Here is a 26,836-nt window from a genome sequence, read left to right on the forward strand (position 1 = left end):
CGAGGCTTAGTATGTTGCATGTTTAAGTGAGTTCAATGTCGAACTGCGTTAACATTTTAAATTGCATTAATCTTTTTTTCATTTCGGTTTCTTCTAATTGCTCCATGCGCTGTGTGCCGAATTCTTCTACACAGAAAGAAGCTAAGTTAGACCCAAAAATAATGGCATTCTTCATACATTGAAAAGAAACACTTCCTCTTTCTGTTAGATAACCCGCAAAACCTCCTGCAAAAGTATCCCCTGCTCCTGTTGGATCAAATACTTCTTTTAAAGGCAAGGCTGGAGCAAAGAAAACCTCTTTTCCAGAAAACAGCAAAGCTCCGTGTTCTCCTTTTTTTATCACCACGTACTTAGGTCCCATTTCATGAATCACTTCAGCTGCTTTTACGAGCGAATATTCACCCGATAATTGACGAGCTTCCTCATCATTAATCGTAATCACATCGACCTGTTTCAATACTTCTTTCAGTTCTTTTAGCGCACAATTCATCCAAAAATTCATGGTATCTAAAACCACTAGTTTCGGTTTTTTATCTAATTGAGCTAAAACAGATTGTTGAATAGAAGGATGTAAATTACCTAACATAACAACATCTGCTTGCTTAAAACCTACTGGAACCACCGGTTTAAAGTCGGCCAACACATTCAATTGTGTCTCTAAGGTATCTCTTGCATTTAAGTCGTTGTGGTATCTGCCGCTCCAAAAGAAGGTTTTACCTCCTTGAACCACTTCAATACCCGTTGTATCTATATGTTTACTTTCTAGTAATTCTATATATTCTTTAGGAAAATCATCACCTATTACAGAAACAATCGCTGATTCTACCTCAAAATGAGAGGCAGAAAGTCCTATATAGGTGGCAGCGCCTCCCAGTACTTTGTCCGTTTTTCCGAATGGTGTTTCTATCGTGTCAAACGCCACTGTTCCGACGATCAATAACTTGTTCATATTTTTGGAAAAGAAATAAGATGCAAATATATAGCATTCCTCATTTTAGAACAAAAATTAATCTCCTTTATTCTAAAATTAACTTATAGTCAATGCCTTACACGTATATAGATATCCTTAAGACGCGCAACTAAACGTACTTACCAATACAAGAAAAAACGTACTATTCTAATACTTAAGCAGATATAAATTCCTCTTTTTAAATCCAATCGAGTTACAATATCTATTCGCATTCGCAAATTCTAATCCCTAAGCGATGAAGAGTCCTAATTTCTCCCTTTTTATTTTCCGTCAGCATTACTTTAACAACCCCAACAGAATATGTCAACAATAGATCAACAATCCTTCAACAATCCTTCAACAAAAAGCCCCCTCAGCGAAGCATTCTTGGGGAATTGTTGAACTAGTGTTGAACAATCTCCCTAAAACACTAGTATTCCTTAGCCTTAAAAATTGGAATAAAAACGCCCTTACCTCCTAAAACAAGCTAAATCAACGCATTAGATTTTATAAAAAAATCTCCATGTATACCAATAAAAAAGGGACCAGACTAACTTCTGAACCCCTCTATTTTCTAAGTAACACTATGTTTTTTGTATTCAATTTTATCCTTGATGCTGTTCGTAATAGTCGTCAATCAACAAATTCTTTTGTTTAGCTGCCTGAACGGCTAAAACATCACATCGTTCGTTCATCGGATGGTTATTGTGTCCTTTAACCCATTGAAACGACACTTGGTGTTGTCTATAAATACGCAAAAAGCGCATCCATAAATCTGGATTCTTCTTGTCTTTAAAGTTTTTCTTTTCCCAGCCAAATAACCAACCTTTGGTTACTGCATCAATGACGTATTTGGAATCCGATACTACCAAGATTTTGGTACCAAGATTTTTTAATTTCTCCAAGCCGACAACTACAGCCAATAACTCCATTCGATTGTTGGTTGTTAATCGATAGCCTTGTGAAAACTCTTTAAACACTTGATGACCGGCCCATTCTAAAATCAATCCATAACCTCCTGGTCCGGGATTGCCTAGGGCTGATCCATCTGTATATAAAATAACTTGAAAAGATTGACTCATTTATTTTGTTTTAACCAACAGCTGTTCAATAACCTTTGGAAAATGTTGATACTCTAAAACTTGTACTGCCTTGGCAATGTCTTCGGCTGTATATTGCTTTTCTATTGGTGTTTTGGCTTGTAAAATAATAGCTCCTTCGTCGTAATTTTCATTCACATAATGAATGGTAATTCCCGATTCTTGCTCTTTATTTGCCAAAACAGCCTCATGCACAAAGTGTCCATACATCCCTTTACCGCCATATTTAGGCAATAAAGCAGGGTGGATATTAATAATTTGATTGGGGTACATTTTTACCAAATCTTCAGGAAACTTCCATAAGAACCCTGCCAAAACGATTAAATCAGGCCCAAAGTCTGTCAATTTTTTTGCTAAGTCGCCGTTACTAAGCGCGTTTTTATCAAAAATATAAACGGGTACATTTCTTTTTTCAGCTTTTTCTATTACTTTAGCATGAGGATTATTGACGAAAACGAGGTATTGATTAACGATTGAGTTCGCTTCAAAGTAAGTCATAATATTTTCCACATTAGTCCCTGAACCAGAAGCGAATAGCGCTATTTTTCTCATGGTATAAGCCGTTTTTTAGTTTGTAAAATACTGTATTCAAGTACAAAAAAAAGAATAATTACTGACAATAAACAGAAAAATAGCATTAAGTATTAATTATTTTTATAATTTCGCACTGACAATTAACATGTATAATCAGGATATAAAATAAATTTTTTATTTTTGCCCTCGGAAATTAAATTTTAAAATTAAAGATTATGTCAGACATTGCATCAAGAGTAAAAGCGATTATCGTTGACAAACTAGGAGTTGACGAGAACGAAGTTGTAGCAGAAGCAAGCTTCACTAATGATTTAGGAGCTGATTCACTAGACACTGTTGAGCTTATCATGGAGTTCGAAAAAGAATTCGATATTCAAATTCCAGATGATCAAGCTGAAAACATCGCTACAGTTGGTCAAGCTATCTCTTACATCGAAGAAGCTAAGAAGTAATAACTAATAACCCACGTGTTTTTTCAAACACGTGGGCGTTATTATTTTCAGACATGTCTACGTTATTTTAGAATAGAAAAAGGACAGAATTACTAGTTAGTAATCTGATAAACAAATATAAAGCTACCCAATGTTTCCTTTTCCAAAAGTGAAAAATTGGGTTTTTTTAACTTATAAACCATAATATTTACTTTATGAAATTAAGGCGAGTTGTTGTAACAGGTTTAGGTGCTCTTACCCCAATAGGGAATAATATTCAAGAGTATTGGAACAGTCTGATTAATGGAGTAAGCGGAGCTGCTCCAATTACCCATTTTGATGCTACCAATTTCAAGACCCAATTTGCGTGCGAAGTAAAGAATTTCAATGTAGAAGATTTTATTGATCGTAAAGAGGCACGTAAGATGGATCGATACGCTCAATTAGCCATGGTTAGTGCTGATGAAGCTGTTGTAGATTCTAAATTAGACATAGAAAAGATAGATAAAGATAGAGCTGGTGTTATCTGGGGTTCTGGTATTGGAGGGTTAGAAACTTTCCAAAACGAGGTTACTGATTTTGTAAACGGAAACGGAACACCAAGATTTAATCCTTTCTTTATACCAAAAATGATTGCAGATATTGCAGGCGGACATATTTCCATTAAATATGGCTTAAGAGGGCCAAACTTTACAACGGTATCGGCTTGTGCTTCTTCAACCAATGCAATTATTGATGCTTTCAACTATATCCGTTTAGGTATGGCTGACATTATGGTTACAGGAGGTTCTGAAGCGGCGGTTACCATTGCAGGTGTGGGTGGATTTAATGCTATGCACGCTTTATCTACAAGAAATGACAGTGCAGAAACAGCATCTAGACCGATGGACAAAGACCGTGATGGCTTTGTATTGGGCGAAGGAGCTGGAGCCATGGTTTTGGAAGAATACGAACATGCAATTGCTCGTGGCGCTAAAATCTACTGTGAAATTGGCGGTGGAGGTATGTCTGCGGATGCGCATCACCTAACTGCACCACATCCTGAAGGACTAGGGGCTACCAACGTAATGAAAAACTGTTTAAGAGATGCAGGTCTTGAGCCAACAGATGTCGATGTAGTAAACTTACATGGAACATCTACACCGCTTGGAGATATTGCTGAATCAAAAGCTATTTTAAATGTTTTTGGTGAGCATGCTTATTCGATGAACTTAAACTCTACCAAATCCATGACAGGACACCTTTTAGGGGCTGCTGGTGTGATAGAGGCAATCTCTGTTATTTTATCCATCGAGCACGGAATGGTACCTCCAACGATTAATCACTTCACAGATGATGATCAAATCGATGCTAAATTAAACTTTACCTTCAATAAAGCTCAAAAAAGAGACGTTAAAGTAGGAATGAGTAATACATTTGGTTTTGGTGGACACAATGCTTGTGTATTAGTCAAAAAATTAGATGTTTAAGCACGCAACTTAATGTTGAACAACGTACTAAATAAAATATTTAAAAATTCCCGTTCAAATCAAAAGGACGGGAATTTTTGTCGCCAAATATCTCAAATTACAAAAACGAAGCCTTTTGATGTAATGTATTACAAATTGGCTTTCACTCATCGTTCAATGAATATTCTTGATAAACAAGGAAATCCACTCAATTATGAGCGATTAGAATTTTTAGGGGATGCCATATTAAATGCGGTAATCGCCTCACATCTTTATTTAGAAGTACCTAGTGGTGACGAAGGGTACTTAACTAAAATGCGTTCAAAAATTGTAAGTAGAGAAAACTTAAATTCTATTGGAAAAAACTTAGGATTGATTGATATTGTTGAAAGTAAAATGGGCAATCAACAATTTGGAGAAAACATCCATGGCAATATATTAGAAGCTTTAATAGGAGCTATCTATTTAGACCAAGGCTATCCAGCCTGTGAAAAATTCATCCATCAGCGCCTAATTTCAACGATTATAGATATTCATTTACTAGAAACGAAAATCACTAGTTATAAAAGCTTATTGATCGAATGGTGTCAAAAAACCAAACATACCTTCAAATTTGATGCGTATGAAGAAACTTCAAATGAAGAAGTGAAATATTTTGGAGTTAAGCTATTCATTGACAATAAGTTAATATCAAAAGGTCGCGCTACATCCAAGAAAAAAGCAGAAGAAAAAGCTTCGCAACGTGCGTATTTTGCACTGCAAGAAAAAATAAACCATTAATTTGGGGAATCAATTAACATTCACTTAATCTTTCTTGTAAATAACTGTTTATTGTTTGAATCATAAATGTTGTATCTTTGTATCTAACGATTAAATAAATGGGACCAGTAGTTCTAAGATTAGAAGATTTTGAAGCTGAAAACTATAGTCTGATAGCGATTCACTCTTCGCGTAAGGAGGACTTTAAAGTCACTTATCTTATAAATACTATATTGGGCCTTTATTTAGAACGTACAACAAATGATGTTGAAGTTGAAACAGATCAAGGCTTAGCCTCCTTTTCTTTGTTCGAATATGACGACCCTGATTACCATGTGATGTGGAAATTAGTTTCCAATAAAGCATTTATACTTCCTGAGTCACAAATGGCTTCTCCCCTCTTTCAACATGTTGTATCAACAATTAGTAAACAAGGGTATCTATTGCCTGAACACAAAACAATTGACTACTTTTTAAAAGTTGAAAACACAGATGAGCAATTTGAAATAGGAGCAGTCATTGAAAAATTAAAATCAATAAAAATAATTTCTACTGCATACGAAATTCGAGTAGAGATGATTAAATCGAAAAACAACCTAATTTTTTAATAAATATGGTAGCAAAAAAAAGAACAAAAATTGTCGCAACCTTAGGCCCTGCATCAGGGACAAAAGAGATATTGCACAACATGATTAAAGCAGGTGTAAATGTATTCAGAATTAATTTTTCTCATGCAGAATACGCTGATGTACAAGAGAAAATAGACATCATTAGAGAATTAAATAAAGAATACGGCTATACTACCTCTATTTTAGGTGACCTTCAAGGTCCTAAATTACGTGTGGGGATTATGGCAGAAGATGTAGTTGTACACCCAGGAGATACGATTACTTTTTCAACCAAAGAAGAATTCAAAGGAGATGCGAAAAGAGTTTACATGAACTACAAGCAATTTCCAAACGATGTAAACGCAGGTGAAACGATTTTATTAGATGATGGTAAACTAATCTTTGAAGTTGTTTCAACCAACAACTTAGATGAAGTTGTTGCTAAAGTTATTCAAGGAGGTCCTTTAAAATCTAAAAAAGGAGTGAACCTACCAATGACAAAAGTATCTTTACCAGCTTTAACAGAAAAAGATATTAATGACGCTATTTTTGCTATCAAAGCACAAGTAGATTGGTTGGCACTATCTTTTGTTAGAACACCGGAAGATTTATTAGATTTACAAGAAATTGTCAAACAACACTCCGAATACAAAATTCCGATTGTTGCTAAAATAGAAAAACCAGAAGCCGTTAAAAACATCCACAAATTAGTGGCCTATTGCGATGGATTGATGGTAGCTCGTGGAGATTTAGGCGTAGAAATTCCTGCTCAAGAAGTTCCATTAATTCAAAAACAATTGGTGCAAATAGCGAAAAATGCTAGAATACCAGTAATCATTGCTACCCAGATGATGGAAACGATGATTTCTAGTTTAACACCAACGAGAGCAGAAGTAAATGACGTAGCTAATTCAGTGATGGATGGTGCAGATGCCGTAATGTTATCGGGAGAAACATCTGTAGGTAGCTATCCCGTACAAGTAATCGAGAAAATGACGCAGATTATTCAAAGTGTTGAAAACTCTCCAATGATTACTGTACCTCAAAGTCCTCCAACAATCAAAACGAGTCGTTACATCACAAAAAATATTTGTTATCACGCTGCTTTAATGGCTAATGATATTGAAGCAAAAGCCATTTGTACGTTAACAAACAGTGGATATACCGCTTTTCAAATTTCAGCATGGCGTCCAAATAGTGACATCCTTGTTTTTACCTCAAATAAACGCATTTTAACGCAGTTAAATTTATTATGGGGCGTACAGGCTTATTACTACGATAAATACGTTAGCACAGACGAAACGATTGAGGATATCAATAATATAGTAGTTGAGAAAAAACACGCTTTAAAAGGTGATATGGTGATCAACTTAGCAGCTATGCCAATTGTTGAAAAAGGAATGGTTAATACCTTGAGAATTTCAGAGATTAAATAGTTTTAGGTAATGATGAAGGGTTATGGGTGCATGTCGCTGAGTAGAATTGACCCTTTTTAAACAGCACCTTCCTTCTTAAAGATACTAACAAATGGCTTGTAGAACAAATGTTCTACAAGCCATTTGTTTTAAAAATCAACTGAGGAAACTCCCTAAGGACGAAAGAGCGCAACTAACACACGTCTTTTATAGCACATCAATACTATCGAAACCAATGCGTTGCTGCAATGCAATACACTCAGCATGAACCTATGGAGGTGTGACAACAGATTACCCCTCAAGCCATAAACGGAAGAAGGGAATCATTTTAAAAATGATTCCCTTCTTTTGTATCTTTTTTTGAATAACCCATCACCATTTACCTATCATCCTTTACATTTCCCCCTGCCATTCCGAATAAAAACGAGCTAAAAAACTTTCCATGTACTGGTGTCTTTCTTCTGCCATTTTTTTTCCTGTATCTGTATTCATTAGGTCTTTCAACAACAAGAGTTTTTCATAAAAATGATTGATTGAGGTTCCTCCATCTGCTTTGTACTCCTCTTTAGTCATACCAAAACGAGGAGCAATTTCAGGGTTGTGTATGGGATTATTTTTAAACCCTCCATAATTAAACACTCTCGTTATGCCAACTGCTCCAATTGCATCTAATCGATCTGCATCTTGCACAATTTCAAGCTCTTTGGATGTAAATCTTTGAGTGCAATTTCCGCCTTTAAAGGAGATATTTTCAATTCCCTTTACCACGTGTTCTACAACTTCAGGTTCATACGCGAGGTATTCTAACCATTCTTTTGCTTTTAATGGTCCAACGGCTTCATCTCCATTATGGAACTTACTATCTGCGATATCATGCAGTAAGGCAATCAATTGTACAACTTCAGCATCCGCCTCAGTTTCGTATTTTAAAATATTGATAGCAGTATTGTATACACGTTCAATGTGAAACCAATCGTGTCCGCCCTCGGCATTTCTCAATTCCTCTTTTACATAGCCAATCGTTGCTTCAATGTTTTTATTCATACTGAATTATTTAATTATTGCGGGCTGAACCCATTTAAAAATATGTTGTTCTTTTCCTACACTCATTCTTTCCGCAATGCGCAACATACGCGTAGGTAATTTCATTAAGTATTCTCTTGCTTTTTCCGCTTCGTCAGTCAAGCCTGTTAAATTCGCCACTTGCCAACGGTCGATTAATTTCTGCATAATTTCAACATAGTCAATCGCAGTGTATACACCGATACGCTGTGCTGAATCGGAAAACAATTCAAAAGCATCTCCCATTTTACCTCCTGATTCTCTAATCAAATTGGCAGGCATCGTAATTTTGCGTTTCATCATATCGACAAAAGCCAATAACATTTCACTAGGATCTACTTGAAAGATACGATCAACAAATTCTGAATAGGCATGATGGTGACGCATTTCATCTCCTGCAATTAAACGGCAGATTTTCGCTAATTTATGGTCGCCATATTGTTTGGCTAATTTTCCAACGCGATTGTGAGAAATATACGTTGCCAATTCCTGAAAACTAGTGAACACAAAGTTTTTATAAGGATCTCTATCCGTTCCTGGATCAAACCCATCATTTAATAAATATTGGGTTGTAATCTCAACTTCACGCATATTCACACGTCCTGATAAATAGAGGTATTTATTTAATAAATCCCCATGTCTATTTTCTTCGCCTGTCCAATGGCGGATCCATTTGGCCCATCCATTTCCATTTTCGCCTTCTTTTTGGTTTACTCCTTCTACATCCATTAACCAAGACTCATACGTAGGTAAGGCTTCTTCAGTAACCGTATCTCCAACTAAAACTACCCAAAAATCATAGGGTAATTCCTTTGCATATTCTCTTAATTCTCTAACCTCCTCGAAAAAATTCTCACTTTCAGAATTAGGAAGTAAGTCAGAGGGTTGCCAAATTTTCTCAACAGGTATTAGATAGTCATCCACGAAGCTATCAATATTTTTTTCTAAGAAGTGCATGACTTCTAAACGAACATTTTTTGTTGACATTTCTATTTATTTTATGTCGCAACTAGCTCTTGGGTTTGGTTTAGTTTGTTTTGGAGTAACTGCGAGAATTAGTATTGGTTTATTCTATTTTAGACTTTATCAACTCTTCCGTTTTAGCAAAGAGTTCTTCAAAAGAATATTCGCTAATTTTCATCGGTTTGTGTGCATAAAGACTAATTCTGGCACCTAATCCTAAAGGAAATTTTCCAAATCGGAACAATTTCCATGAATTATTAAGCGTCAAGGGAACAAGGTAAGCATCTGGTGAAAACTTACATAGCATTTTAACCCCATTTTCAGAAAAACGCTTTGGGTGCCCATCGCGACTGCGTGTTCCTTCAGGAAAGATAACTGCTGCTCTATTGTACTTAGAGATATACTGTCCTAACCCTCGGATAACGGTCAACGCTTGTTTGGCATCATTGCGATCAATCAAAACAGAACCGCCGTGTTTTAAATTATAGGATACGCTAGGAATGCCTTTTCCGAGTTCTTTTTTACTAACAAATTTGGGGTGATTTTTTTTGAAAAACCAGATAATCATAGGGATATCAAACATACTTTGATGGTTAGACACAAAGATGATTGGTTTATCCGTTGGAAGTTCTTCTTCTTTTGAAACGCGATACGTTGTACCTAAAATACCTGTACTCAACATAATCCACCAAGACATTGAATCCACTACTTTTTTGTGGGCTTGGTAACCAAAAATAGTCATAGCGAGCCATTGTAATCCATGAAAGACAAGGAGTACGAGTAATAAAGCTATAACAAATAGTACAGATAAAGGATATGAAATTATTTTTTGCATTCGATTCATGTATATCTAGAGCAAATATACACTTTAAAAAAAAACCACCTTATACAAGGTGGTCTCTTTTTAGCAATATTCTTTGTATGCGTCGATCAAATTCTCAGCAATCAATTCTGCGGGATTACCTTCAATATGGTGTCTTTCTAACATGTGAACTAATTCACCGTTTTTAAATAAAGCCATCGAAGGTGAAGAAGGAGGAAAAGGGAACATGCGTTCACGAGCTGCATCAACAGCATCTTTATCAACCCCTGCAAAAACAGTTACGATTTGCGTTGGTTTTTTCTCTCCATTCAAGCTCATGACAGCACCTGGACGCGCATTACGCGCTGCACAACCACAAACTGAATTTACCACAACTAATGTAGTTCCTTCTTTACTTAAAGCAGCTTCTACTTCTTCTGCTGTATATAATGCTGAAAAGCCCGCATCAACTAATTCTTGACGCATTGGTTTTACTATTTCTTCTGGATACATATTATTACCTTTAATTAAATTCTAATAACAAAGTTACACTTTTTCTCTTATTTTAGAATATTTCAATGCTAAAGTATTCCTAACATCAACTAAGCAATCTTTTTGGGCTTCTTTTTCATTTTATTAAGCCAGATAAAAATTCCAGTTACGGGTAAGGAAGTGGCTATTAAACAGGTAATGAAGTAGATTATTTTTGAAACTAATCCGTAAATATCTCCAAAATGCAAGGCTCTAATTGAGCTTGCCCATTTTTCTCCTGTTGTTTTACTAGCAAATATTTCTTTTTTGATTATTGCACCTGAGTACTGATCAATAAAAACACGATCATTTACCGTCTCATTCCATCTTGCTAATTCATTCTTATTGATTTCATACGCCCCAACCTCGTCTTTAGGAAGACTAATAGACAGTGTTCTATATTCATATGGCATTTCTCTATTTGCAATTGCCAAGGCTTCCTCTAGACTAATCGTCGATTTCTCTTGAAGGGTTGATTCTGGTTTTACCTCATTGCGTCCACCAAAAACTTTTGCGCCTAATACACTACTCAAACCATTTCTATACCATTCAAACGACCAACATAAACCAGTCAAAGACATAATTAGCACAAGCAATAGTGTATAAAATCCTAGTGTATTATGTAAATCGTGATTAATGCGTTTCCAATTCGCCTTATATTTAATTTTAAATCCTGGTTTGATACTTTTCCAACCTTTTAATTTTTTGGGAAACCATAAGATCAACCCAGAGATAGAAAGGAAACAAAAAATAAGCGTTGCCCCCCCCACGATAGGTCTTCCAATGGATGAGTCAAGCAGCAGCCAACGGTGTAACTTAAAAACCGTCATAAAAAATTCATCCGCAGGACCTTTTCCCATACCTAGAATTTCACCTGTATACGGATTGACATGCACCGCTTCTGGGCGCTTGCCCTCTTCGCCTTTACTTACTGAAAAAACATAGGGCTTATCTTGTTTTCTAATTACAGATACGCGTTGAACTTTTCCTCTTGTGGAGGCTTCTACTACTTGAACTAACTCGGTTATCGGTTTAACTTGTCCTTCCCCTATGTTTACTATTTGATATCTAGCTGGTTCTAACCAATCTTGAATTTCTGTTTTAAACGTATAGATTGTACCCGTTAAGCATACAACACATAACACCAGTGAACTAGCAATACCCAACCACAAGTGGAGGTCATTCAATACTTTTCGAAAAGTATATTTCTTTTTTGTTTTCATATGGAGGATTCAAAAACGAACAAACACGGTTTTATAAAATAAAACCGTGTTTGCAAGTAGTAGTATTTCAATTATAATTATGCAAATTAAAGCAATAATTTAAAATCTATACGTTAATTGAGCAGCAAAATTTCTAGGTGAAATTTCATTGATATATCCTCCTCTAAAATAAGAAGTATATCCCCTTTCATTAAATAAGTTATTCATGAATACACTTAAGGTAGCATTTTTATAGGTATAAGCGGCTTGTGCATTGATTGTTGTATAACTTGGCATATCAAATGGTCTTACATTTATATTGGTATTATGCCCTGTATCTGTCGTTATGCTATACTCATTAATTGGGCGTTTTCCAACAAAGTAAACCCCTGCACTCAAAGACAAACCATCTAAAGTTCCTTGATCAAATTTGTAACTCACCCAACCATTTGCCGTATGTTCTGGCGCATTCATTGGAGCCGATCCATCTACATATTGAGGACTATCTTGGTATCTTGCATATAAATTAGCATATCCTAGCATTACCTCTAAATTATTGGTTATTTTACCGTTAATTTCCAATTCAAACCCATTGCGTTTTAAATCCCCAGCTAAAATACTTTCTGTTCTAGATTGTTCGTTCGTTTCTGGATCAATATAAGGCGCTACTAAATTACTTTGGTTGATAAAGAAGTAGGTAAAGTTTACCCCTAAATGGTCATTGTACCAGTTTGATTTGAAACCAAACTCAACTTGTTTAATATCTGATGCTCCTGCATACCCTCCACCGTGTAATAATTTGTTTGATTGTCTTAAACTAGTTGTAGTTGTATAGGAAGCAAAAGTGCTGATATTTTCTTGGGGTTTAAAAATTAATCCCAACATAGGATTCCAGCGATCAATCGTTGCATTGTCTGTAGTACTACCATTTAAACGGCTATAGCGAATTCCTAACATCGCGCTTAATTTATCTCCAATAGCAATATAATCTTGCGCCATAAATCCTATCGTAGGCGACATGGTTCGGGTTGTATTTATATCTCCATAGATGATGTTATCTGGTAATGTATTGTCAATAGGCCCTAGCACATTGATATCGCTTCTAAAATCAACTAAAACATCTTTTCCGGCTTTATCCTTACCCCAAACTTTACCTACTGCAGATCCAGCAATAGTTTTAGTTTGTCTATAATCGAATCCTACCTGGAAGGTATGTTTTAATTTACCTGTAAAGATATCTTTTCCAATTAAATCGGCTTGAAAGACTGAATTGTAATCATCTGATTGAGATTTAGAAACGGTTCTTTTTATATCTCCATATTTACTCCAATCGTCTTTGATTTCTTTTTTAGGTGTAACCGTTGTTACGTTTGCTACCTGACCAAAGTCGTTGTAAATAGAAGCTGTATACGACGTTCTGAAGCTTAGTTTTTCTGTTAATTGTCTTTCAAAACGCGCTACATAATTTTGCATGGTGATTTTTTTGGTATCTCCTTTAAAACCCAAAAATTTATTATGCGGCATTTCATATAATTCATTCACATAATCGGGGCCTAAATTCACCGTTCCTTTATCAGTAACATAATCCCCATTTAAGTAATCCATTTCAACGGTTACTTTTGTTTTGCTATCAATTTTCCAGGTTAAGGAAGGATTGATATAGAAATGCTCGTTATTTACGTAGGTTCTCCATCCGTCATTTCGTTCGTATGCACCATTAAAACGAAAAGAAATAGTTTCTTTTTTATCCAAAACTTGTTCAAAATCTACCGTTGGTCGTACTTGACCATAGCTTCCAGTTCGGAAACCTACTTCTGTGTAATTTTTAAAGTTTGGGGTTTTAGTTACTAGGTTGATAACTCCTCCAGCAGCGCCCAAACCATTTCCAATGCCTTGTAATACTGCAGCAGAACCTTTAATTACCTCAACACTTTCAATTCCTTGCATATCGGCGATGGCAGAAGCTGTTCTAAAATCAGAGTCCACGCCCACACCGTTTCTCAAAACGGGTGTACCTCTAAATCCGCGGATTGACATACTCTCTGCGGGTCCTCCATACGTTGAAAATTGAGTAACTCCTGCTACGTTACGTGCAGCATCTGTAATCGTTAGCGCGCCTTGTTCTTTAATTATATGTTCAGAAACAATGCTAATTGATTGTACTTGATCTTGTAAACCAAGAGGCAAACGCGTCAGATATTGAAGATTTTTTACGTTTTTATTACTTCTTCCATACACTGTAATATTTTCCAATTGGCTATCTGCAACTAAAAGGAAATTTACAATTTCTTCATTTTTTATTACATTAATTTCCCTCTGAGAAGTTGAATACCCAACAAAAGAAGCTTTCATTGTATATTTCCCTTTTTGAATATTCGCCAACGTATATTCGCCATTTTCATTCGTTTGAATGGCCACTTGCCCTTCTCCTAGCAACACGGTTGCATATGGTAAAGGCTTGTTGACTTCATCAACAACTCTTCCCTTGATTACGCTATTTTGAGCGAAACTTACCATTATTCCAAAAATGGTAAATAAAATGGTATTGAATACTTTCATTTTGAAATTGTATTATTTAGACTTATTAAAAATATCACAAATTTAAATTGATTCTAAATAACATCCTAGTATAATCTATCTTTTTTTTTGCAGTCTCTTTAAAGAACATCCACAAAACCCAATTTTATTTTATAAAAAACAGCAAATCACCTCTATAATATAGCCAATTTTTTATTAAAATGTATAAAAAGCTCGTTCTATGTGATGAATATCAGGTTCTGCTTTTTTTATACTAATAGCTACTATATCAAAACGAGCTTCTTCTTTTCGTTGAAATTTTTCAATAAAAGCATCCGCAGCAGTCACTATCCTTCGCATTTGGTCATTTTTAAAAAATTCTTGAGGCAAACCAAAGTCCGTTGAACTTCTTGTTTTAACCTCAACAAACACCAAAAAAGAGTCAATCTCGGCAATAATATCAATTTCAGCTTTCAGGTACCGCCAATTCCTAGCTACTATGTGGTATCCTTTATTTTCTAAAAAAGCAACTGCTAAATCTTCTCCCTTTTTTCCTAATTTTTTGGATTCACTCATCAATTATATTGAACTAAACTCGACAATCACCTGATCATCTTGCGCATCTAGTTCAACAATAGTGCCTAATTTCAGTGCCCAATTACTTATCCCATGTCCCGCAGGAAAATGAAATACAACCGGATAATCATAGTTTTTAACCGCATCTAGAATAATTTCATGTGCGTTGTAACCAAAGGGGATAGAGTTATCATGCATATCGGTCATTCCACCCACAATCAAACCTGCCAAATTTTGTAACAATCCATTTCGCTTCAGGTTATACATCATGCGATCCACATGATACAAATACTCATCTAAATCCTCAATAAACAATATTTTCCCCTTGGTATTTATACTTGATACTGATCCTAGTAAACTGTACAAAATCGAGAGATTTCCACCCACTAATTCTCCTTTTGCCTTGCCTGGTCTATTTTTTACTACTGCCGGTATTGTATAGTGCAACGGTTTTCCAAACAGCGCACTGTGAAGTGAACTCTTAGCTTCTTCTTTGGCAAGAGGAACACTAAAAGCCATTATTCCATGAATAGTTGCTATTCCCAAAGTATGCAAATGGCTGTGTAAGGTGGTTACATCACTAAAACCAATAATCCACTTGGGTTGTTTTTTCAAAGGCGAAAAATCAATCTCATCAATGATACGCACAGTTCCATATCCACCTCTTGCACACCAAATAGCCTTTATTTCAGGGTCTCTTAGTTGTGCATTAAAATCTGCTATTCGCTCTGCGTCAGTTCCCCCTAATTGAAAATTATCCAAACCGATGGTTTGTCCTAAAACAACTTGCAATCCCCAAGATTCCATGAGTTCTATAGCTGGTTTAGCTTCTTCGACTGAAAATTTTCTAGCTGTGCAAAGGATAGTCACTTTATCGTTTTTTTTTAAATAGGGAGGTCGTATAGGATTCATAGGATTGGGATTACTTCTATTTGGTATTAAAATTCAAAACGCAGTTGTACACCTACTGGTTTTTTTGTCACTTTTTTATTGTTTAAGTTAGTCAAAGATACACCAATCAAACGCACGGAATTTTGTAATTTTTCTTGGTAAAGCAACTCTTTGGCGCAGGCGAGAATAATACTCGAATCCGCAATAAAATAGGGAAAAGTTGTACTTCGGGTTTGTTGTACAAAATCGGCATATTTGATTTTTAAGGTAACGGTTTTTCCCGCCAAACCTTGTTTCTTCAGACGTAAACTAAGTTCTTCTACGATATGCGTTAATTTATTTTCGAGGTAAATTTCAGAACTCAAATTCTCATCAAATGTGCGTTCTGTACCGACGGATTTAGTCAATCGATCTGCACTAACGGGAGAATTGTGAATTCCTCTCACAATAAAATAATAGGCTTTACCTGCTTTGCCAAAATGTTCTTCTAAAAACTCTATTGATTTGGTTTTAAGGTCTTTTCCTGTAAAAATTCCAAAATGATACATTTTATCTGCTGTCTTTTTTCCAATACCGAAGAACTTCTTAATTTCCAAAGCTTCCAAAAAAGCCACTACCTCATCGGGATTAATTGTTTTTTGTCCATTGGGTTTGTTGTAATCACTCGCCACTTTAGCTAAAAACTTATTAATGGATATTCCCGCTGATGCAGTTAGCTGTGTGCGTTCAAAAATTTTTTGTCTAATCTCTTGTGCAATCAGCGTTGCACTAGGACAGCCCACCTTGTTTTGGGTTACGTCCAAAAAGGCTTCGTCCAAAGCCAAAGGCTCTACTAAATCGGTGTATTCATGAAATACCGCTCTAATTTGTCGAGATATTTCTTTGTAGCGATCAAAACGAGGAGATACAAAAATCAGATGGGGACATTTTTTTTGTGCTAATACACCACTCATGGCACTCCTTACCCCATATTGACGAGCTTCATAACTCGCCGCTGCAACTACTCCACGTTCACTACTTCCACCTACAACAATCGCTTTTCCTCTTAAATCAGGATTGTCTAATTGCTCTACAGAAGCGTAAAAAGCATCCATATCAATATGTATTATCTTTCGATCCATCTCGGGATATTTTAGTCAAAATAACCGAAAAAAAACGGGTTATACAATACTAAAAAAATCGTATTTTTTTTAATATTCATAACGAATTTCAAATACGTATTGTTTAAATTTGTAGTTGTTTGAATACTTTTTTGGTATAAATATACCTTGTATATCATGTGATTATATGCCGTTATTTACCTCTATTTCAAACTGACTCATATTAAATCTAAAAAACACCACATAATGAATGATTTCTTAGCACAAGCCTTTATTTTCTTATTTGCTGCTGTTATCTGTGTTCTCATATCCAAAAAATTAGGAATGGGATCCGTTTTAGGTTATCTTTTTGCAGGCGTCTTAATTGGTCCTTTTGTATTGGGATTTGTAGGTAAGGATGGTGCTGATATTATGCACGCTACCGAATTTGGTGTGGTCATGATGTTATTTCTTGTAGGACTGGAACTTGATCCCAAAGAGTTTTGGAAGATTCGAAAGCAAATTATTGGCTTGGGAACAGCACAAGCCCTTGGAACAACTTTAATAACAACCGCTGTCTGTTATTTTGCTATTGGTCTTGGTCTTGGTACATCCATCACGATTGGTTTTGTTGTAACGATGTCCTCTACGGCGATTATTCTACAAACTATCTCTGAAAAGGGACTTAATAAATCAAATGTGGGTAAATCGAGTTTTGCGGTATTACTCTTCCAAGATATTATGGTAATTCCAGTTATGGCTTTGATTCCACTATTAGCAGTATCAAAGAAATTACCGATTTCTACCACCAATAGCAGTATGCTAGATGGGCAACCTGTATTGATGAAAACAATGGCCATTTTAGGTGCTATTTCGGTTATTTTTCTAGTGGGTAATTACATTGTGAACCCTCTTTTTAAATCAGTAGGTCGTTTACAGATACGAGAAATATACACCGCTTCAGCATTGTTATTAGTCATTGGTGTTTCCTTGTTAATGCAAGAAGTGGGGCTAAGTCCTGCTTTAGGCGCTTTTATTGCTGGGGTTGTTTTGGCTAATAATCCGTATAAACATCAATTAGAAAGCGATATAGAGCCCTTCAAAGCACTCTTACTGGGTATCTTTTTTATTGCAGTAGGTTCTACCATCAACTTTGCCATTATCGCTGCTGAGCCTTTAATTATCCTATCTCTATTAGTAGGATCTATGGCCATTAAAGCGCTCGTTTTATTTGCAATTGGAAAATGGAAGAAATTTCCTAAAGATCAATCTTTTCTCTTTGCTATTTTACTATCTCAAATTGGAGAATTTGCCTTTGTAATTTTAGCTTTAGGTAAAACCATCAATATCATCGATCAAATGTGGTATGACTATTTATTAGCTACGACAGCCTTATCCATGGTGGTTACTCCTATCTTAATGCTGTTAAATGAAAAATGGATTAGCCCTTATTTAGGGTTATCGGCCTCCCCAAAAAACAAGCAACCTTATGATGATTTATCACACATCAGTGCGGATAAGAAAATTATCATTGCTGGTTTTGGTGATTTTGGCAATACCATTGGGCGCTTACTTCAAGCCAATGATATTCCTACTTTAGTATTAGACAATGATGCAGAACGCGTGGATCACTTGCGAAAATTAGGATTTAATGTCTATTATGGCGATGCTACTTCAATTAATATATTGAAATCCATTGGAGTCGAAAAAGCCGATTATGTAATTGCTGCAATGGATCCACCAGATGTCAATCAACATTTAGTTGAAATGCTCCACAAAAACTTTCCGAATGTTGAAGTGATTATTCGCGCAAAAAACAGAAAGAACGCGTATGAATATTTACAGGATGGTTTTACAGAGGTGTATAGAGAAAACTTTTTTACCGCTGTATACGTTGGATCAGTAATGTTAGAGAAATTGGGCTTAAGTCATGAAGAAGCTAGAACGCAAAGTGAGCTATTCATCCGAAGCGATCGGGCTTCGTTGAGAAAATTAGCGAAAAACATTCACAATTTAGAAGACTATATTACCGTATCTCGCCTTGAATTTGAACAGCAATCCAATCTATTAAAAGACAGCTTACGCAATAAAAGAGAAACGCAAGACAAAACGGAGTTTACCGATTAAGCATAAAAAAGGGAGATCATTTAGACCTCCCTTTTCTTATTTTTTTGTTTGTGTTTTTTCTTTTTCCGTTGAGGCATCTACAATTACACCTCCTGTAGGAATAAAGAATTCCATTGGAAAGCTCTTGAAATATTTTAGAACAGCCCATGCTAAATCTTTGGTTTCTGTAAAGGGTATATTTCTAGATCGAAAAGCTAATAAAAGCGATAATCCGAAACTAACAATAAAGTTCATAAATCCAATCAACCACATACCAATAAAAGCCCATACTAATAGAGACGTAGGCGCTTCAAATCCAGACCCATAAAATCCAATCGCAATATTTCCACTTACAAAGGTGATGTGTCGAATATCAATATCAAGCCCTATAAATGTACCAATAGCACCACAGGTTCCCATAAATAGACCAAAACAAATATTTGAAGCTATACCGGGCCATTTTGTATCTACCCAATTGGCAATTTTAGTTGATCGCTGAATACCAAAATTATGTTTCAACCAGGGATGTTCTTGAATGCGGTAAAATACGCGATTGTATTTGTTTCTATTGGATACGTTACCTGAAATGATACCGGATAGAAACAAGAAAACCCCAGCAATACTCGCATGGAATAAAGCTTTAGATTCAATCGGATCTGCATCAATTAGCATGCCTTTCCATTCCTTTTGAGCGAGGTTAACATCAAAGGCTGAATCGAATCCCCACATCAACAAGAGTGCAATAGGGAAAGCTAAAATTACGTTTCCAATAAAGGCAATAAACTGAGAGCGTACCAATCGAGCAAAGAGCTTTGCAAAACCAATATGCTTATCTGCACTATCCACGTGTTGTTTTCTACCATCTTCAATCGCTTTGATAATGGCTGCAGCAGTCATAGCTGGTTGCTTGGTTGCCAGCGTAAAGCCCAAAAGATAAATCAAACAGAATCCCAAGGCATAATTCAAACTATACAACATCGCGTGGCCAAAAATACTAGCATCCAATTTATGTGCTAATAACTTCAAGATACACATAAATCCCACCACAATACCCGCACCCATTGAGCCTCTAAACATATGCCAATACTCTCCTGCAGTTTTGGTTATATAGTGTTCACCGGTTTTTGCTGTATGCTGGGTAATTTCATATGAGATAAGTTGTGTACTCTCTTTAATTAAGCCCGAAACATTGTATTTATAACAGTTGTACCCAATTAGCTTTCGCGCCAGTTGAATCGTCTTGGATTTTTCTTCTACAGCACTATCTTCGCCTTCAATGATAATGAGTGACAATAAAACATCTACTCGTTGAAGCTGTTGCCTTAAACGCAGTAAACTTTGATTTACCTTGATTGAAATACCGTATTTTGAGCTATTCTTAAAAGCCTGGTTCACAAAATCAATACATTGTTTATGTATTATTTTGATTTGCTTACAATTGATATCATCGGGGGTCAAATATCTTGTATTCCCATTTCGAATACTTAAGGCGACTTCCATAAATTCTTTTTCTAAAGCCAAGAAAGGACTTTCAAAATGTGAATATTCTGGAACCATACTGATAATTGAACTTTCCATTGCGCGACCACTCATCCGTTGGGTAATCAAGCCGATTGAATTCAATAATTCCCCCATAACAGATTCATCCGTCCTAGGGGTGAAAATAGCGTAAAAATTTAGCTGATCAAATAATTCTATTAGCTGCTCTTCCGGAATTAAATCCACCCATGCTGAATCCGTGTGTTTATAGAACACTTGATTTAAAACATATTCATAAGTGTTTTTCTCGGGTTGATAAGGTAAAACCTTAGCCCATAAACGCTTTTTAACTTCATATAAAAAATCAGAATCCTGTAAAATTCCCGCATCAGAAATCATTCGACTAAAGCGTCTATTTGACAGAATTTCATTTAAATATTCGATAAGCGCTAAGCGCTCTACTTCATGCGTTTTTAAATAAGAAGTAAAAGAATCGATGGAAACTCGGTTTGTTTTTTTTATATTTCGAGGTCGAAAAATATGTACAAGATCAACTAAAAATGAGATATCCTCACTTGTATATATTTTACCGTCAACTACATATTTATTAAAAAGCTCCTCAATTCCTTGAGGTGATTGTAATATATATCTTAATTTCATTTAAAAATATATTTTTTTCTTAACGTTTGAATAGAAATAACTATAACTTGGCATAAATTTACGTCTTTATTTTATATCCTATGATTGAAATCGAAAGAAAATTTCTTATCAAAAATACAAATTTTGAAACTTTAGCGCTTTCAAAAAACGCAATTACTCAAGGTTACCTCAACAGTAATGCGAGTCGGACCGTTCGAGTACGCTTAAAAAATGACTGTGGATACCTTACGATTAAAGGCAAAAGCAATGCCTCCGGAACTTCTCGTTTTGAGTGGGAAAAGGAAATTGATTGGAAAGAAGCAGAAACTTTACTCGCACTTTGTGAAGAACATGTGCTTGCAAAAACGAGATATCTTGTTCCTTGTGGAAATCATCTATTTGAAGTAGATGTATTTCACGGTACAAATGAAGGCCTTATTCTTGCAGAAATAGAACTCCAAGATGAAAATGAACCTTTTGAAAAACCAGATTGGTTAGGAGAAGAGGTTACTGGTAAAATTGAATATTACAATTCTTATTTATCCCAACACCCGTTTTCTACGTGGAAATAATACAGAAGAAAGCCCCTAGTAATGAATCATTGCTAGAGGCTTCTTCAATATAGAAATCAACAATTTAAAAAAATAGCGCAAGCGCTTCGAATCGTCTTTATTTACTTATTTCAATCCATCCTGTACGCGTTTTGCCATTGGAAGTTAACAGATAATAGTAGGTTCCTGATGGCACTTGATTCCCTCTTTTATCTTTACCTGTAAATTCATTGGTATAAAATCCATTGAAATTAAATATTTCTACCCCATTTCGGTTGTAAATTTTCAAACGAGTCACCCCATAATTAGTTAAATCTAGTGTATCATTAATTCCATCGCCATTTGGTGAGAATCCTTTAGGTAAAGGGCATTCTTCATACACAACCTCAAAACTTGATTGATCGATACAAGCGATAGTTCCTTTGTTATTCTTGGCGTATATGTAAATCATTTGATTTTCTAAAATCTTTTCTCCTGCCTGTAATTGTCTTCCTTCTCCATCAGATTCGGTAAAATACTTATTCCCGTGTGGTAAATTAGGCAAACGGTAAACTTCACAGTATACATATTGATCCTCTATTTGATAAGCGGGAATAAACTCGAGTATTTCGATTGAGAATTTACTTTGATAGGCGCATTCATCTTTGACTGCATAAACATAAATTGAATGCTGTCCCACAGTAGTATACACATCCCCGCCTTCATAACATTGACCACGTCCATAAGGCTCTGTATAGTAAGCTTCCCCTTCTGGTAACGCTGGAAGTAGGTAACTTTGACAAGCCAGCACGTTATTTACCTGTGTAGCAAGTGGCATCTGGTTCACTTGCAAGCTAAAGCTACTGTAAGTAAAACAGTGGGTATAACGATCCTCTACTTTAACATAAATTCTTTTAGACGCCATAGAAGTGGATGAATAAATCAAGGGCAATTGATTTTGATCCGCTAGTACATCTTCTTCTGTTTCATAGTAACTAATTTTAGCCTCTTTGTCTGTTAATTCTCCTAAAGCAACGGGTGTATTTTGGGTTAAATCAAACGTATAGATAAATCCGGGTTCTCTACTGCACGTATAAAGATCTAAAAGAGTTCCCATTTGGTTGTTACTTTTTGTAAACTGAAAATCTTTTGTTATCTGCTGTTCTGTGCCATCACATTTTGTATACGCAATACGTCCCGTATAGGTTACCGATTGATCGATTGCCACAGAAATATCCAAATCCTTTGAGTACAGCTCTCCATCTTTCAACCAACTAAATTCGGCTATCGATGTCCCATTTGGAGTAAAACGCCAAGCTTCATTTGTTGCCGTCCAGGTTCCAACATTTCTACCTGGAGGAGTTACAGCTGCTGTAGCTGTTGCATTTTGAATGCCTACAACACCTAATCCATTGTTAAATGCGCTGCAAGAGGGTCTATTTTTAATATATACCTCTATACTATTCGTCCCTTCATACAATACAATTTGTGACGTTTGCGTAGTTCCATCAATATCATTGACATCGTAAGGACATCTACTTGCATCGTATAAACCTAAATGATACATATTAAATACTAAGGCTCGACAAGGGTACGTTCCCAAAATTTGATAATTCACCGAATAATCAGCGGGGGAATTACCTGGAAATAAATCTTGCATCACACCAAAAATACTATTCATATAGGGTATTGTACTAGGATTTGAACTATTGGTAGGAAGTTGTGTTGTTGCATTCATGGAATAGCCCGACGATGTATTAGGCGTATAATGTCCATTTTCCGTATGTCCTTTCACGCTGAAAGTAATCATTCCATTAGTTCCAATTAATACTTTACTATAGGTATTTCCATAAAAACAAAAATCAAAACCTAAATCAATTACGTCTGACCAATAATCATCTCTTGTCAGAGGAATCATATCGCCTCCTGTAAAAGGAAAAGGTGGCTTATATTCGATTGCTTCTACGGTATAGTCCGATGTATCTTTGATATCGTAATAATTTGCCCTTAGTTCTACTTGTATTGTTTCATCCCCACATAGGATGTATTTTCCATCTTCTGTTTGTGGAACATCAATAGGTTCTATTTCTATGTTGGCGCATCCCGGTGGGTTAAACAAGCTAAATAAAGTTGTTGGACTCCAAGTTCCCAAATCCGTATCTGAACAGCGTGCGCGTATAAATACCTGATAAAAAGTTCCCTCCACGCCCGCTGTAAAAGTATATTTAGGTGTATTTTCAACAAGAATTCCGGCATCTAAAGGCGTAGGGTGAGGCTGATTGCTTTCGCTAATATACACTTCCCAACTTTGTTCTTGCCCAAGAGGTGTCCATGTTATTTCCACTTGAGAGGAATTGGACTCTCTACTCACTTGTACTTCATGTATATCCTGACAATTAAATGGCTTTATCAATAGATTATCGATAGCTGCTGGGGGTTGATTTCCATTTCTAGTGTCTTGGTGCCATTCAAATACAATTCTTACATTCTGACCTGCAAACTGACTTATATTAAATCTCGTTTGAAATCTTCGAAATTCACTTGCATTAAAGAAGCCTTCAAGCTGTAAAGAGAGGGCTCCCTCGGCTGTAGAAACACTTGTATTGGCTTGTGGTAAATAAGTCATCGGAACAATCCACACCTTCAAGTAATCGACACCCACATTGCGTTCTAGCGTTCTATCGTAAATAAATTCTCCTACAGCACGCCAATCAAAACTAATTTCTAATTCATCGACTTCACTTGGAATAGCAAAATTCTTATAAGCCTGTACAATCTGAGCTTTATTAAACGTATATTTATTTGTAAGTCCATTGTCATTTGAAATATAAAGTGCATTATTTCCTTCCTGACTAACCGCATTACCCACCACCCACTTGTTTGGCAAAGAATAAGTAACCCCTATTTTAAGGGTATCCTCGAAATCTTCATAGTACGGTAGTGTATCAACATGAATCAATGGAGTCGTAACCGAAATGGGTATGGACCATAGACTTTTGTCTTGATTGGAACAGGTAGACCTAATCCACACATAATACATCGTTCCTTCTTCGAGGTTTGCAAACGTATGATGAGTTAAAGTTGTGATCAATGTGGGTACTGTTGACTCATCTAAGGTACTATTTGCATCCGTTGTAAGAAACAAATCATAGCTACTTTGTGTGCTTTCTCCTATCCAATTCAAATCAAAAGCATCCCCTCTAATTGCATTTACTGCGAGCTGGGTTGGAGGTAAACAATTGGTTGCAAAAAAGGCAATATTGTCAATTGCTGCCGCAGGATTTTCTCCACCACTTGCATCTTGCGTCCATTCAAAAATAACACGCATCTGACGTCCCAAATAGGCTTGTGCAGGTATTTGTATACTCTCGGCCGTAAATGTTCTACTCCCCGCATAGTACTCCTGACCAATTTGTACAGCTTGAGGGTTTGCTTCTTGTATAGAAATACCAGGTTGTGGATTATAGGTAGTAGGTGTCAACCAAACTTTAAAATTATCGAAACTTCCCTCTCCAACATTTCGCCAATCAAAATTGAAAAAAAATTCAATGGCTCTAGCTGGGAGTTGAAAATCTTTATACACATGAGAAACTTGATTTCGTCCGGGCACAGTAGGTAAATACGCATTGCTTCGTCCATTATCATTGGAAATATATAAAGCCTGTGTTCCGCCGTGATTAATTGCGTTGCCTATTATCCACTTAGTATGGGAATCATTTTGATAACCATAACTAGGGTGGTTCTCAAAATCCTCATAATAGGGTAATGCCGTAGGACTTAATTGGGTTTGTATCTGAATTGGTCCAATCCAAAAACTTTTATCTCTTCCGCAAACAGAACGAACCCACAGGTAATAAAGAGTCCCTTCATTTAATTCTGAAAACACGTAATTTGTTGTCATTGCGCGATGATTCGCTCTTGTATCTTGATTCGGTCTCTCCCCAGAAGTAGTTAAGTATAACTCAAAAAAGCGAATATCCTGTGCATTCCAAGTGGTAGAAATAGTGTTACTTGTAACGCCACTCACAACAAAATCGCTTGGAGGACTACAACTTACAACTTGAATGTTTAAATTATCAATAGCCGCGGCGGGTTGATACCCTCCACTACTGTCTTGTATCCATTCGAAAATGATGCGATAGGTTTGACCTTGTACCACTCCAACTTGGGCTATAAATTGTGCGGTTTTAAACGTTGTATTTTGATTCATCACAGTCGGTCCTATAGGAATCGCTCCTGCCAAGTCAGTGGATATTCGAGTCCCTGCTATCGGCGTATAAGTCGTCGGTACTAACCAAACCCTAAAAAAATCATCCTCGCCTTCTCCCATGCAACGCCAATCAAAACTAATCGCTAATTCTTGGGCGTGAGTTGGAATATTAAAATCTTTATATGCATGTACCACTTGATCATAATAGATCGAATATGTATTATGCTCCCCTGCATTCTCACTAACGTATAAGCCTTTATCTCCAGAGGCCTGTGCAGCATTACCAATAACCCAGCTATTGGTTAACCCTGAAGTAAATCCAAACAAAGGGTTTGATTCAAAGTCTTCGAAATAGGGTAAAACCACAGGTTCGCCCGTTGTGGTTAAATTAGCGGTTAATTGAGTCAAACAAGAGATATTCTTATTTTCATTTGCACCTAGTGCACAATGAAAAAAAACAAGAAACGGTAACGTGATTAAAAAGACGTATTTGACCTTTAAACTGTTCATATCTTCTAAACTTTAATTTAGACCAAATATAAATAGCAATTAAAACATTACAAATTGTCATTTATGCAACCACTCTTAGCAGTGTGCTCAAATATTTTAATTATAAAAATAAAAGTGTGCTAAACAGGGAGAGTTCTTTAGACATTGCGTATATATGCTGTCTTTTTCCGCATTAAATATAAATATGTTAACTTTTTACTTTTATGTAAAACCAAAACAAAAAGTCATGAGTTCTATAAAATCATAGTTTTTATCTTAAAAAACAACAGAATTGAAGGCGTACAAACTCTTGAAAAATGCCTTATAGTCGCGAAAAGAGATTTTATAAGATAAAAGGAGGGGTTATATACTCACAAACTGTGCACAACCTTCACAAGAACAGGAAATTCAAAAAAGAAAAAGGGTGTAGATACTAGCTAACGAATCTGTAGCTATCCGTAAAAAAAAACTATCTATGATTCGAAAAGAAGATTTAATGGAATACTACTTTAGCCA

At 35.9% G+C, this 26,836-nt stretch carries 21 protein-coding genes; 7 read left to right on the top strand and 14 right to left on the bottom strand.

From position 1 onward, the window contains the following. Nucleotides 1–22: 22 nt before the first annotated feature. The 3 genes from ACMHJ2_RS11890 to ACMHJ2_RS11900 all read right to left on the bottom strand — a co-directional run bounded on the left by ACMHJ2_RS11890 (nucleotide 23) and on the right by ACMHJ2_RS11900 (nucleotide 2,601). On the bottom strand, nucleotides 23–949 hold the full coding sequence (locus tag ACMHJ2_RS11890; protein WP_413513077.1) for a PfkB family carbohydrate kinase: 927 nt from the start codon (nucleotides 947–949) through the stop codon (nucleotides 23–25). A 605-nt stretch (nucleotides 950–1,554) separates the two neighbouring features. Next, nucleotides 1,555–2,031 carry a ribonuclease HI gene (gene rnhA, locus ACMHJ2_RS11895; protein ID WP_413513078.1) on the bottom strand — a complete coding sequence of 159 codons (477 nt, stop codon included), beginning with the start codon at nucleotides 2,029–2,031 and terminating at the stop codon, nucleotides 1,555–1,557. After that, nucleotides 2,032–2,601: a phosphoribosylglycinamide formyltransferase gene (locus ACMHJ2_RS11900; protein ID WP_413513079.1), complete on the bottom strand. Its 570-nt coding sequence runs from the start codon at nucleotides 2,599–2,601 to the stop codon at nucleotides 2,032–2,034. It abuts the gene before it with no gap. Nucleotides 2,602–2,798: 197 nt separating this feature from the next. Here ACMHJ2_RS11900 and ACMHJ2_RS11905 point away from each other — a divergent pair, with 197 nt between their 5' ends. From ACMHJ2_RS11905 to pyk, 5 genes are all read left to right on the top strand, one after another. Then, entirely contained in the window at nucleotides 2,799–3,035 is a 237-nt protein-coding gene (locus ACMHJ2_RS11905) for an acyl carrier protein (RefSeq protein ID WP_002988156.1), read from the top strand. 194 nt (nucleotides 3,036–3,229) lie between these two features. After that, nucleotides 3,230–4,483, top strand: a complete 1,254-nt coding sequence (gene fabF / locus ACMHJ2_RS11910) for a beta-ketoacyl-ACP synthase II (protein ID WP_413513080.1) — start codon at nucleotides 3,230–3,232, stop codon at nucleotides 4,481–4,483. Nucleotides 4,484–4,495: 12 nt separating this feature from the next. Further along, entirely contained in the window at nucleotides 4,496–5,242 is a 747-nt protein-coding gene (rnc, locus tag ACMHJ2_RS11915) for a ribonuclease III (protein ID WP_413513081.1), read from the top strand. Nucleotides 5,243–5,340: 98 nt separating this feature from the next. Further along, the gene (locus ACMHJ2_RS11920) at nucleotides 5,341–5,829 is read left to right on the top strand and encodes an IPExxxVDY family protein (RefSeq protein WP_413513082.1); all 489 of its coding nucleotides are present in this window, start codon (nucleotides 5,341–5,343) and stop codon (nucleotides 5,827–5,829) included. Nucleotides 5,830–5,834: 5 nt separating this feature from the next. Then, nucleotides 5,835–7,265, top strand: coding sequence for a pyruvate kinase (gene pyk / locus ACMHJ2_RS11925; protein WP_413513083.1), 1,431 nt, complete (start codon nucleotides 5,835–5,837; stop codon nucleotides 7,263–7,265). Between the two features lie 372 nt (nucleotides 7,266–7,637). Here the strand turns inward: pyk and ACMHJ2_RS11930 are convergent, their stop codons facing one another. The 9 genes from ACMHJ2_RS11930 to dinB form a co-directional block, all read right to left on the bottom strand. Beyond that, nucleotides 7,638–8,288, bottom strand: coding sequence for an HD domain-containing protein (locus tag ACMHJ2_RS11930; protein WP_413513084.1), 651 nt, complete (start codon nucleotides 8,286–8,288; stop codon nucleotides 7,638–7,640). A 6-nt stretch (nucleotides 8,289–8,294) separates the two neighbouring features. Next, on the bottom strand, nucleotides 8,295–9,293 hold the full coding sequence (locus ACMHJ2_RS11935; RefSeq protein WP_413513085.1) for an acyl-ACP desaturase: 999 nt from the start codon (nucleotides 9,291–9,293) through the stop codon (nucleotides 8,295–8,297). Nucleotides 9,294–9,372: 79 nt separating this feature from the next. Beyond that, nucleotides 9,373–10,104: a lysophospholipid acyltransferase family protein gene (locus ACMHJ2_RS11940; RefSeq protein WP_413513086.1), complete on the bottom strand. Its 732-nt coding sequence runs from the start codon at nucleotides 10,102–10,104 to the stop codon at nucleotides 9,373–9,375. A 69-nt stretch (nucleotides 10,105–10,173) separates the two neighbouring features. Beyond that, nucleotides 10,174–10,584 carry a BrxA/BrxB family bacilliredoxin gene (locus tag ACMHJ2_RS11945; RefSeq protein WP_413513087.1) on the bottom strand — a complete coding sequence of 137 codons (411 nt, stop codon included), beginning with the start codon at nucleotides 10,582–10,584 and terminating at the stop codon, nucleotides 10,174–10,176. A gap of 89 nt (nucleotides 10,585–10,673) precedes the next feature. Beyond that, nucleotides 10,674–11,825 (bottom strand): PepSY-associated TM helix domain-containing protein, encoded by a 1,152-nt coding sequence (locus ACMHJ2_RS11950; RefSeq protein ID WP_413513088.1) that lies wholly within the window; start codon nucleotides 11,823–11,825, stop codon nucleotides 10,674–10,676. Between the two features lie 99 nt (nucleotides 11,826–11,924). Then, complete coding sequence (locus ACMHJ2_RS11955; RefSeq protein WP_413513089.1) at nucleotides 11,925–14,363, bottom strand: TonB-dependent siderophore receptor; 2,439 nt, start codon at nucleotides 14,361–14,363, stop codon at nucleotides 11,925–11,927. A gap of 174 nt (nucleotides 14,364–14,537) precedes the next feature. Then, the gene (locus ACMHJ2_RS11960) at nucleotides 14,538–14,897 is read right to left on the bottom strand and encodes a YraN family protein (RefSeq protein ID WP_413513090.1); all 360 of its coding nucleotides are present in this window, start codon (nucleotides 14,895–14,897) and stop codon (nucleotides 14,538–14,540) included. A gap of 3 nt (nucleotides 14,898–14,900) precedes the next feature. After that, nucleotides 14,901–15,809 carry a S66 peptidase family protein gene (locus ACMHJ2_RS11965; RefSeq protein WP_413513091.1) on the bottom strand — a complete coding sequence of 303 codons (909 nt, stop codon included), beginning with the start codon at nucleotides 15,807–15,809 and terminating at the stop codon, nucleotides 14,901–14,903. Between the two features lie 26 nt (nucleotides 15,810–15,835). Next, nucleotides 15,836–16,909 carry a DNA polymerase IV gene (gene dinB, locus ACMHJ2_RS11970; protein ID WP_413513092.1) on the bottom strand — a complete coding sequence of 358 codons (1,074 nt, stop codon included), beginning with the start codon at nucleotides 16,907–16,909 and terminating at the stop codon, nucleotides 15,836–15,838. Nucleotides 16,910–17,134: 225 nt separating this feature from the next. On the opposite strand from dinB, the gene ACMHJ2_RS11975 reads away from it, so the two are divergent. Continuing rightward, nucleotides 17,135–18,994 carry a monovalent cation:proton antiporter-2 (CPA2) family protein gene (locus tag ACMHJ2_RS11975; RefSeq protein WP_413513093.1) on the top strand — a complete coding sequence of 620 codons (1,860 nt, stop codon included), beginning with the start codon at nucleotides 17,135–17,137 and terminating at the stop codon, nucleotides 18,992–18,994. A 36-nt stretch (nucleotides 18,995–19,030) separates the two neighbouring features. Here ACMHJ2_RS11975 and ACMHJ2_RS11980 read toward each other — a convergent pair whose 3' ends face one another. Continuing rightward, nucleotides 19,031–21,112, bottom strand: a complete 2,082-nt coding sequence (locus ACMHJ2_RS11980; protein WP_413513094.1) for a site-specific recombinase — start codon at nucleotides 21,110–21,112, stop codon at nucleotides 19,031–19,033. Nucleotides 21,113–21,192: 80 nt separating this feature from the next. Between ACMHJ2_RS11980 and ACMHJ2_RS11985 the strand changes: the two genes are divergently transcribed. Further along, the gene (locus ACMHJ2_RS11985) at nucleotides 21,193–21,663 is read left to right on the top strand and encodes a CYTH domain-containing protein (protein ID WP_413513095.1); all 471 of its coding nucleotides are present in this window, start codon (nucleotides 21,193–21,195) and stop codon (nucleotides 21,661–21,663) included. 97 nt (nucleotides 21,664–21,760) lie between these two features. On the opposite strand, the gene ACMHJ2_RS11990 is transcribed toward ACMHJ2_RS11985, so the two are convergent. Next, nucleotides 21,761–26,341, bottom strand: coding sequence for a fibronectin type III domain-containing protein (locus ACMHJ2_RS11990; RefSeq protein ID WP_413513096.1), 4,581 nt, complete (start codon nucleotides 26,339–26,341; stop codon nucleotides 21,761–21,763). Nucleotides 26,342–26,836 lie beyond the last annotated feature (495 nt).

It is taken from the genome of Myroides odoratus (assembly GCF_965118575.1).
Lineage (GTDB): Bacteria > Bacteroidota > Bacteroidia > Flavobacteriales > Flavobacteriaceae > Flavobacterium > Flavobacterium odoratum_B.

Bases quoted from the DNA above. Each gene is read 5' to 3' on its own strand.
- ACMHJ2_RS11890 (WP_413513077.1), bottom strand. From the start codon at position 949: ATGAACAAGTTATTGATCGTCGGAACAGTGGCGTTTGACACGATAGAA.
- rnhA (WP_413513078.1), bottom strand. From the start codon at position 2,031: ATGAGTCAATCTTTTCAAGTTATTTTATATACAGATGGATCAGCCCTA.
- ACMHJ2_RS11900 (WP_413513079.1), bottom strand. From the start codon at position 2,601: ATGAGAAAAATAGCGCTATTCGCTTCTGGTTCAGGGACTAATGTGGAA.
- ACMHJ2_RS11905 (WP_002988156.1), top strand. From the start codon at position 2,799: ATGTCAGACATTGCATCAAGAGTAAAAGCGATTATCGTTGACAAACTA.
- fabF (WP_413513080.1), top strand. From the start codon at position 3,230: ATGAAATTAAGGCGAGTTGTTGTAACAGGTTTAGGTGCTCTTACCCCA.
- rnc (WP_413513081.1), top strand. From the start codon at position 4,496: ATGTTGAACAACGTACTAAATAAAATATTTAAAAATTCCCGTTCAAAT.
- ACMHJ2_RS11920 (WP_413513082.1), top strand. From the start codon at position 5,341: ATGGGACCAGTAGTTCTAAGATTAGAAGATTTTGAAGCTGAAAACTAT.
- pyk (WP_413513083.1), top strand. From the start codon at position 5,835: ATGGTAGCAAAAAAAAGAACAAAAATTGTCGCAACCTTAGGCCCTGCA.
- ACMHJ2_RS11930 (WP_413513084.1), bottom strand. From the start codon at position 8,288: ATGAATAAAAACATTGAAGCAACGATTGGCTATGTAAAAGAGGAATTG.
- ACMHJ2_RS11935 (WP_413513085.1), bottom strand. From the start codon at position 9,293: ATGTCAACAAAAAATGTTCGTTTAGAAGTCATGCACTTCTTAGAAAAA.
- ACMHJ2_RS11940 (WP_413513086.1), bottom strand. From the start codon at position 10,104: ATGCAAAAAATAATTTCATATCCTTTATCTGTACTATTTGTTATAGCT.
- ACMHJ2_RS11945 (WP_413513087.1), bottom strand. From the start codon at position 10,584: ATGTATCCAGAAGAAATAGTAAAACCAATGCGTCAAGAATTAGTTGAT.
- ACMHJ2_RS11950 (WP_413513088.1), bottom strand. From the start codon at position 11,825: ATGAAAACAAAAAAGAAATATACTTTTCGAAAAGTATTGAATGACCTC.
- ACMHJ2_RS11955 (WP_413513089.1), bottom strand. From the start codon at position 14,363: ATGAAAGTATTCAATACCATTTTATTTACCATTTTTGGAATAATGGTA.
- ACMHJ2_RS11960 (WP_413513090.1), bottom strand. From the start codon at position 14,897: ATGAGTGAATCCAAAAAATTAGGAAAAAAGGGAGAAGATTTAGCAGTT.
- ACMHJ2_RS11965 (WP_413513091.1), bottom strand. From the start codon at position 15,809: ATGAATCCTATACGACCTCCCTATTTAAAAAAAAACGATAAAGTGACT.
- dinB (WP_413513092.1), bottom strand. From the start codon at position 16,909: ATGGATCGAAAGATAATACATATTGATATGGATGCTTTTTACGCTTCT.
- ACMHJ2_RS11975 (WP_413513093.1), top strand. From the start codon at position 17,135: ATGAATGATTTCTTAGCACAAGCCTTTATTTTCTTATTTGCTGCTGTT.
- ACMHJ2_RS11980 (WP_413513094.1), bottom strand. From the start codon at position 21,112: ATGAAATTAAGATATATATTACAATCACCTCAAGGAATTGAGGAGCTT.
- ACMHJ2_RS11985 (WP_413513095.1), top strand. From the start codon at position 21,193: ATGATTGAAATCGAAAGAAAATTTCTTATCAAAAATACAAATTTTGAA.
- ACMHJ2_RS11990 (WP_413513096.1), bottom strand. From the start codon at position 26,341: ATGAACAGTTTAAAGGTCAAATACGTCTTTTTAATCACGTTACCGTTT.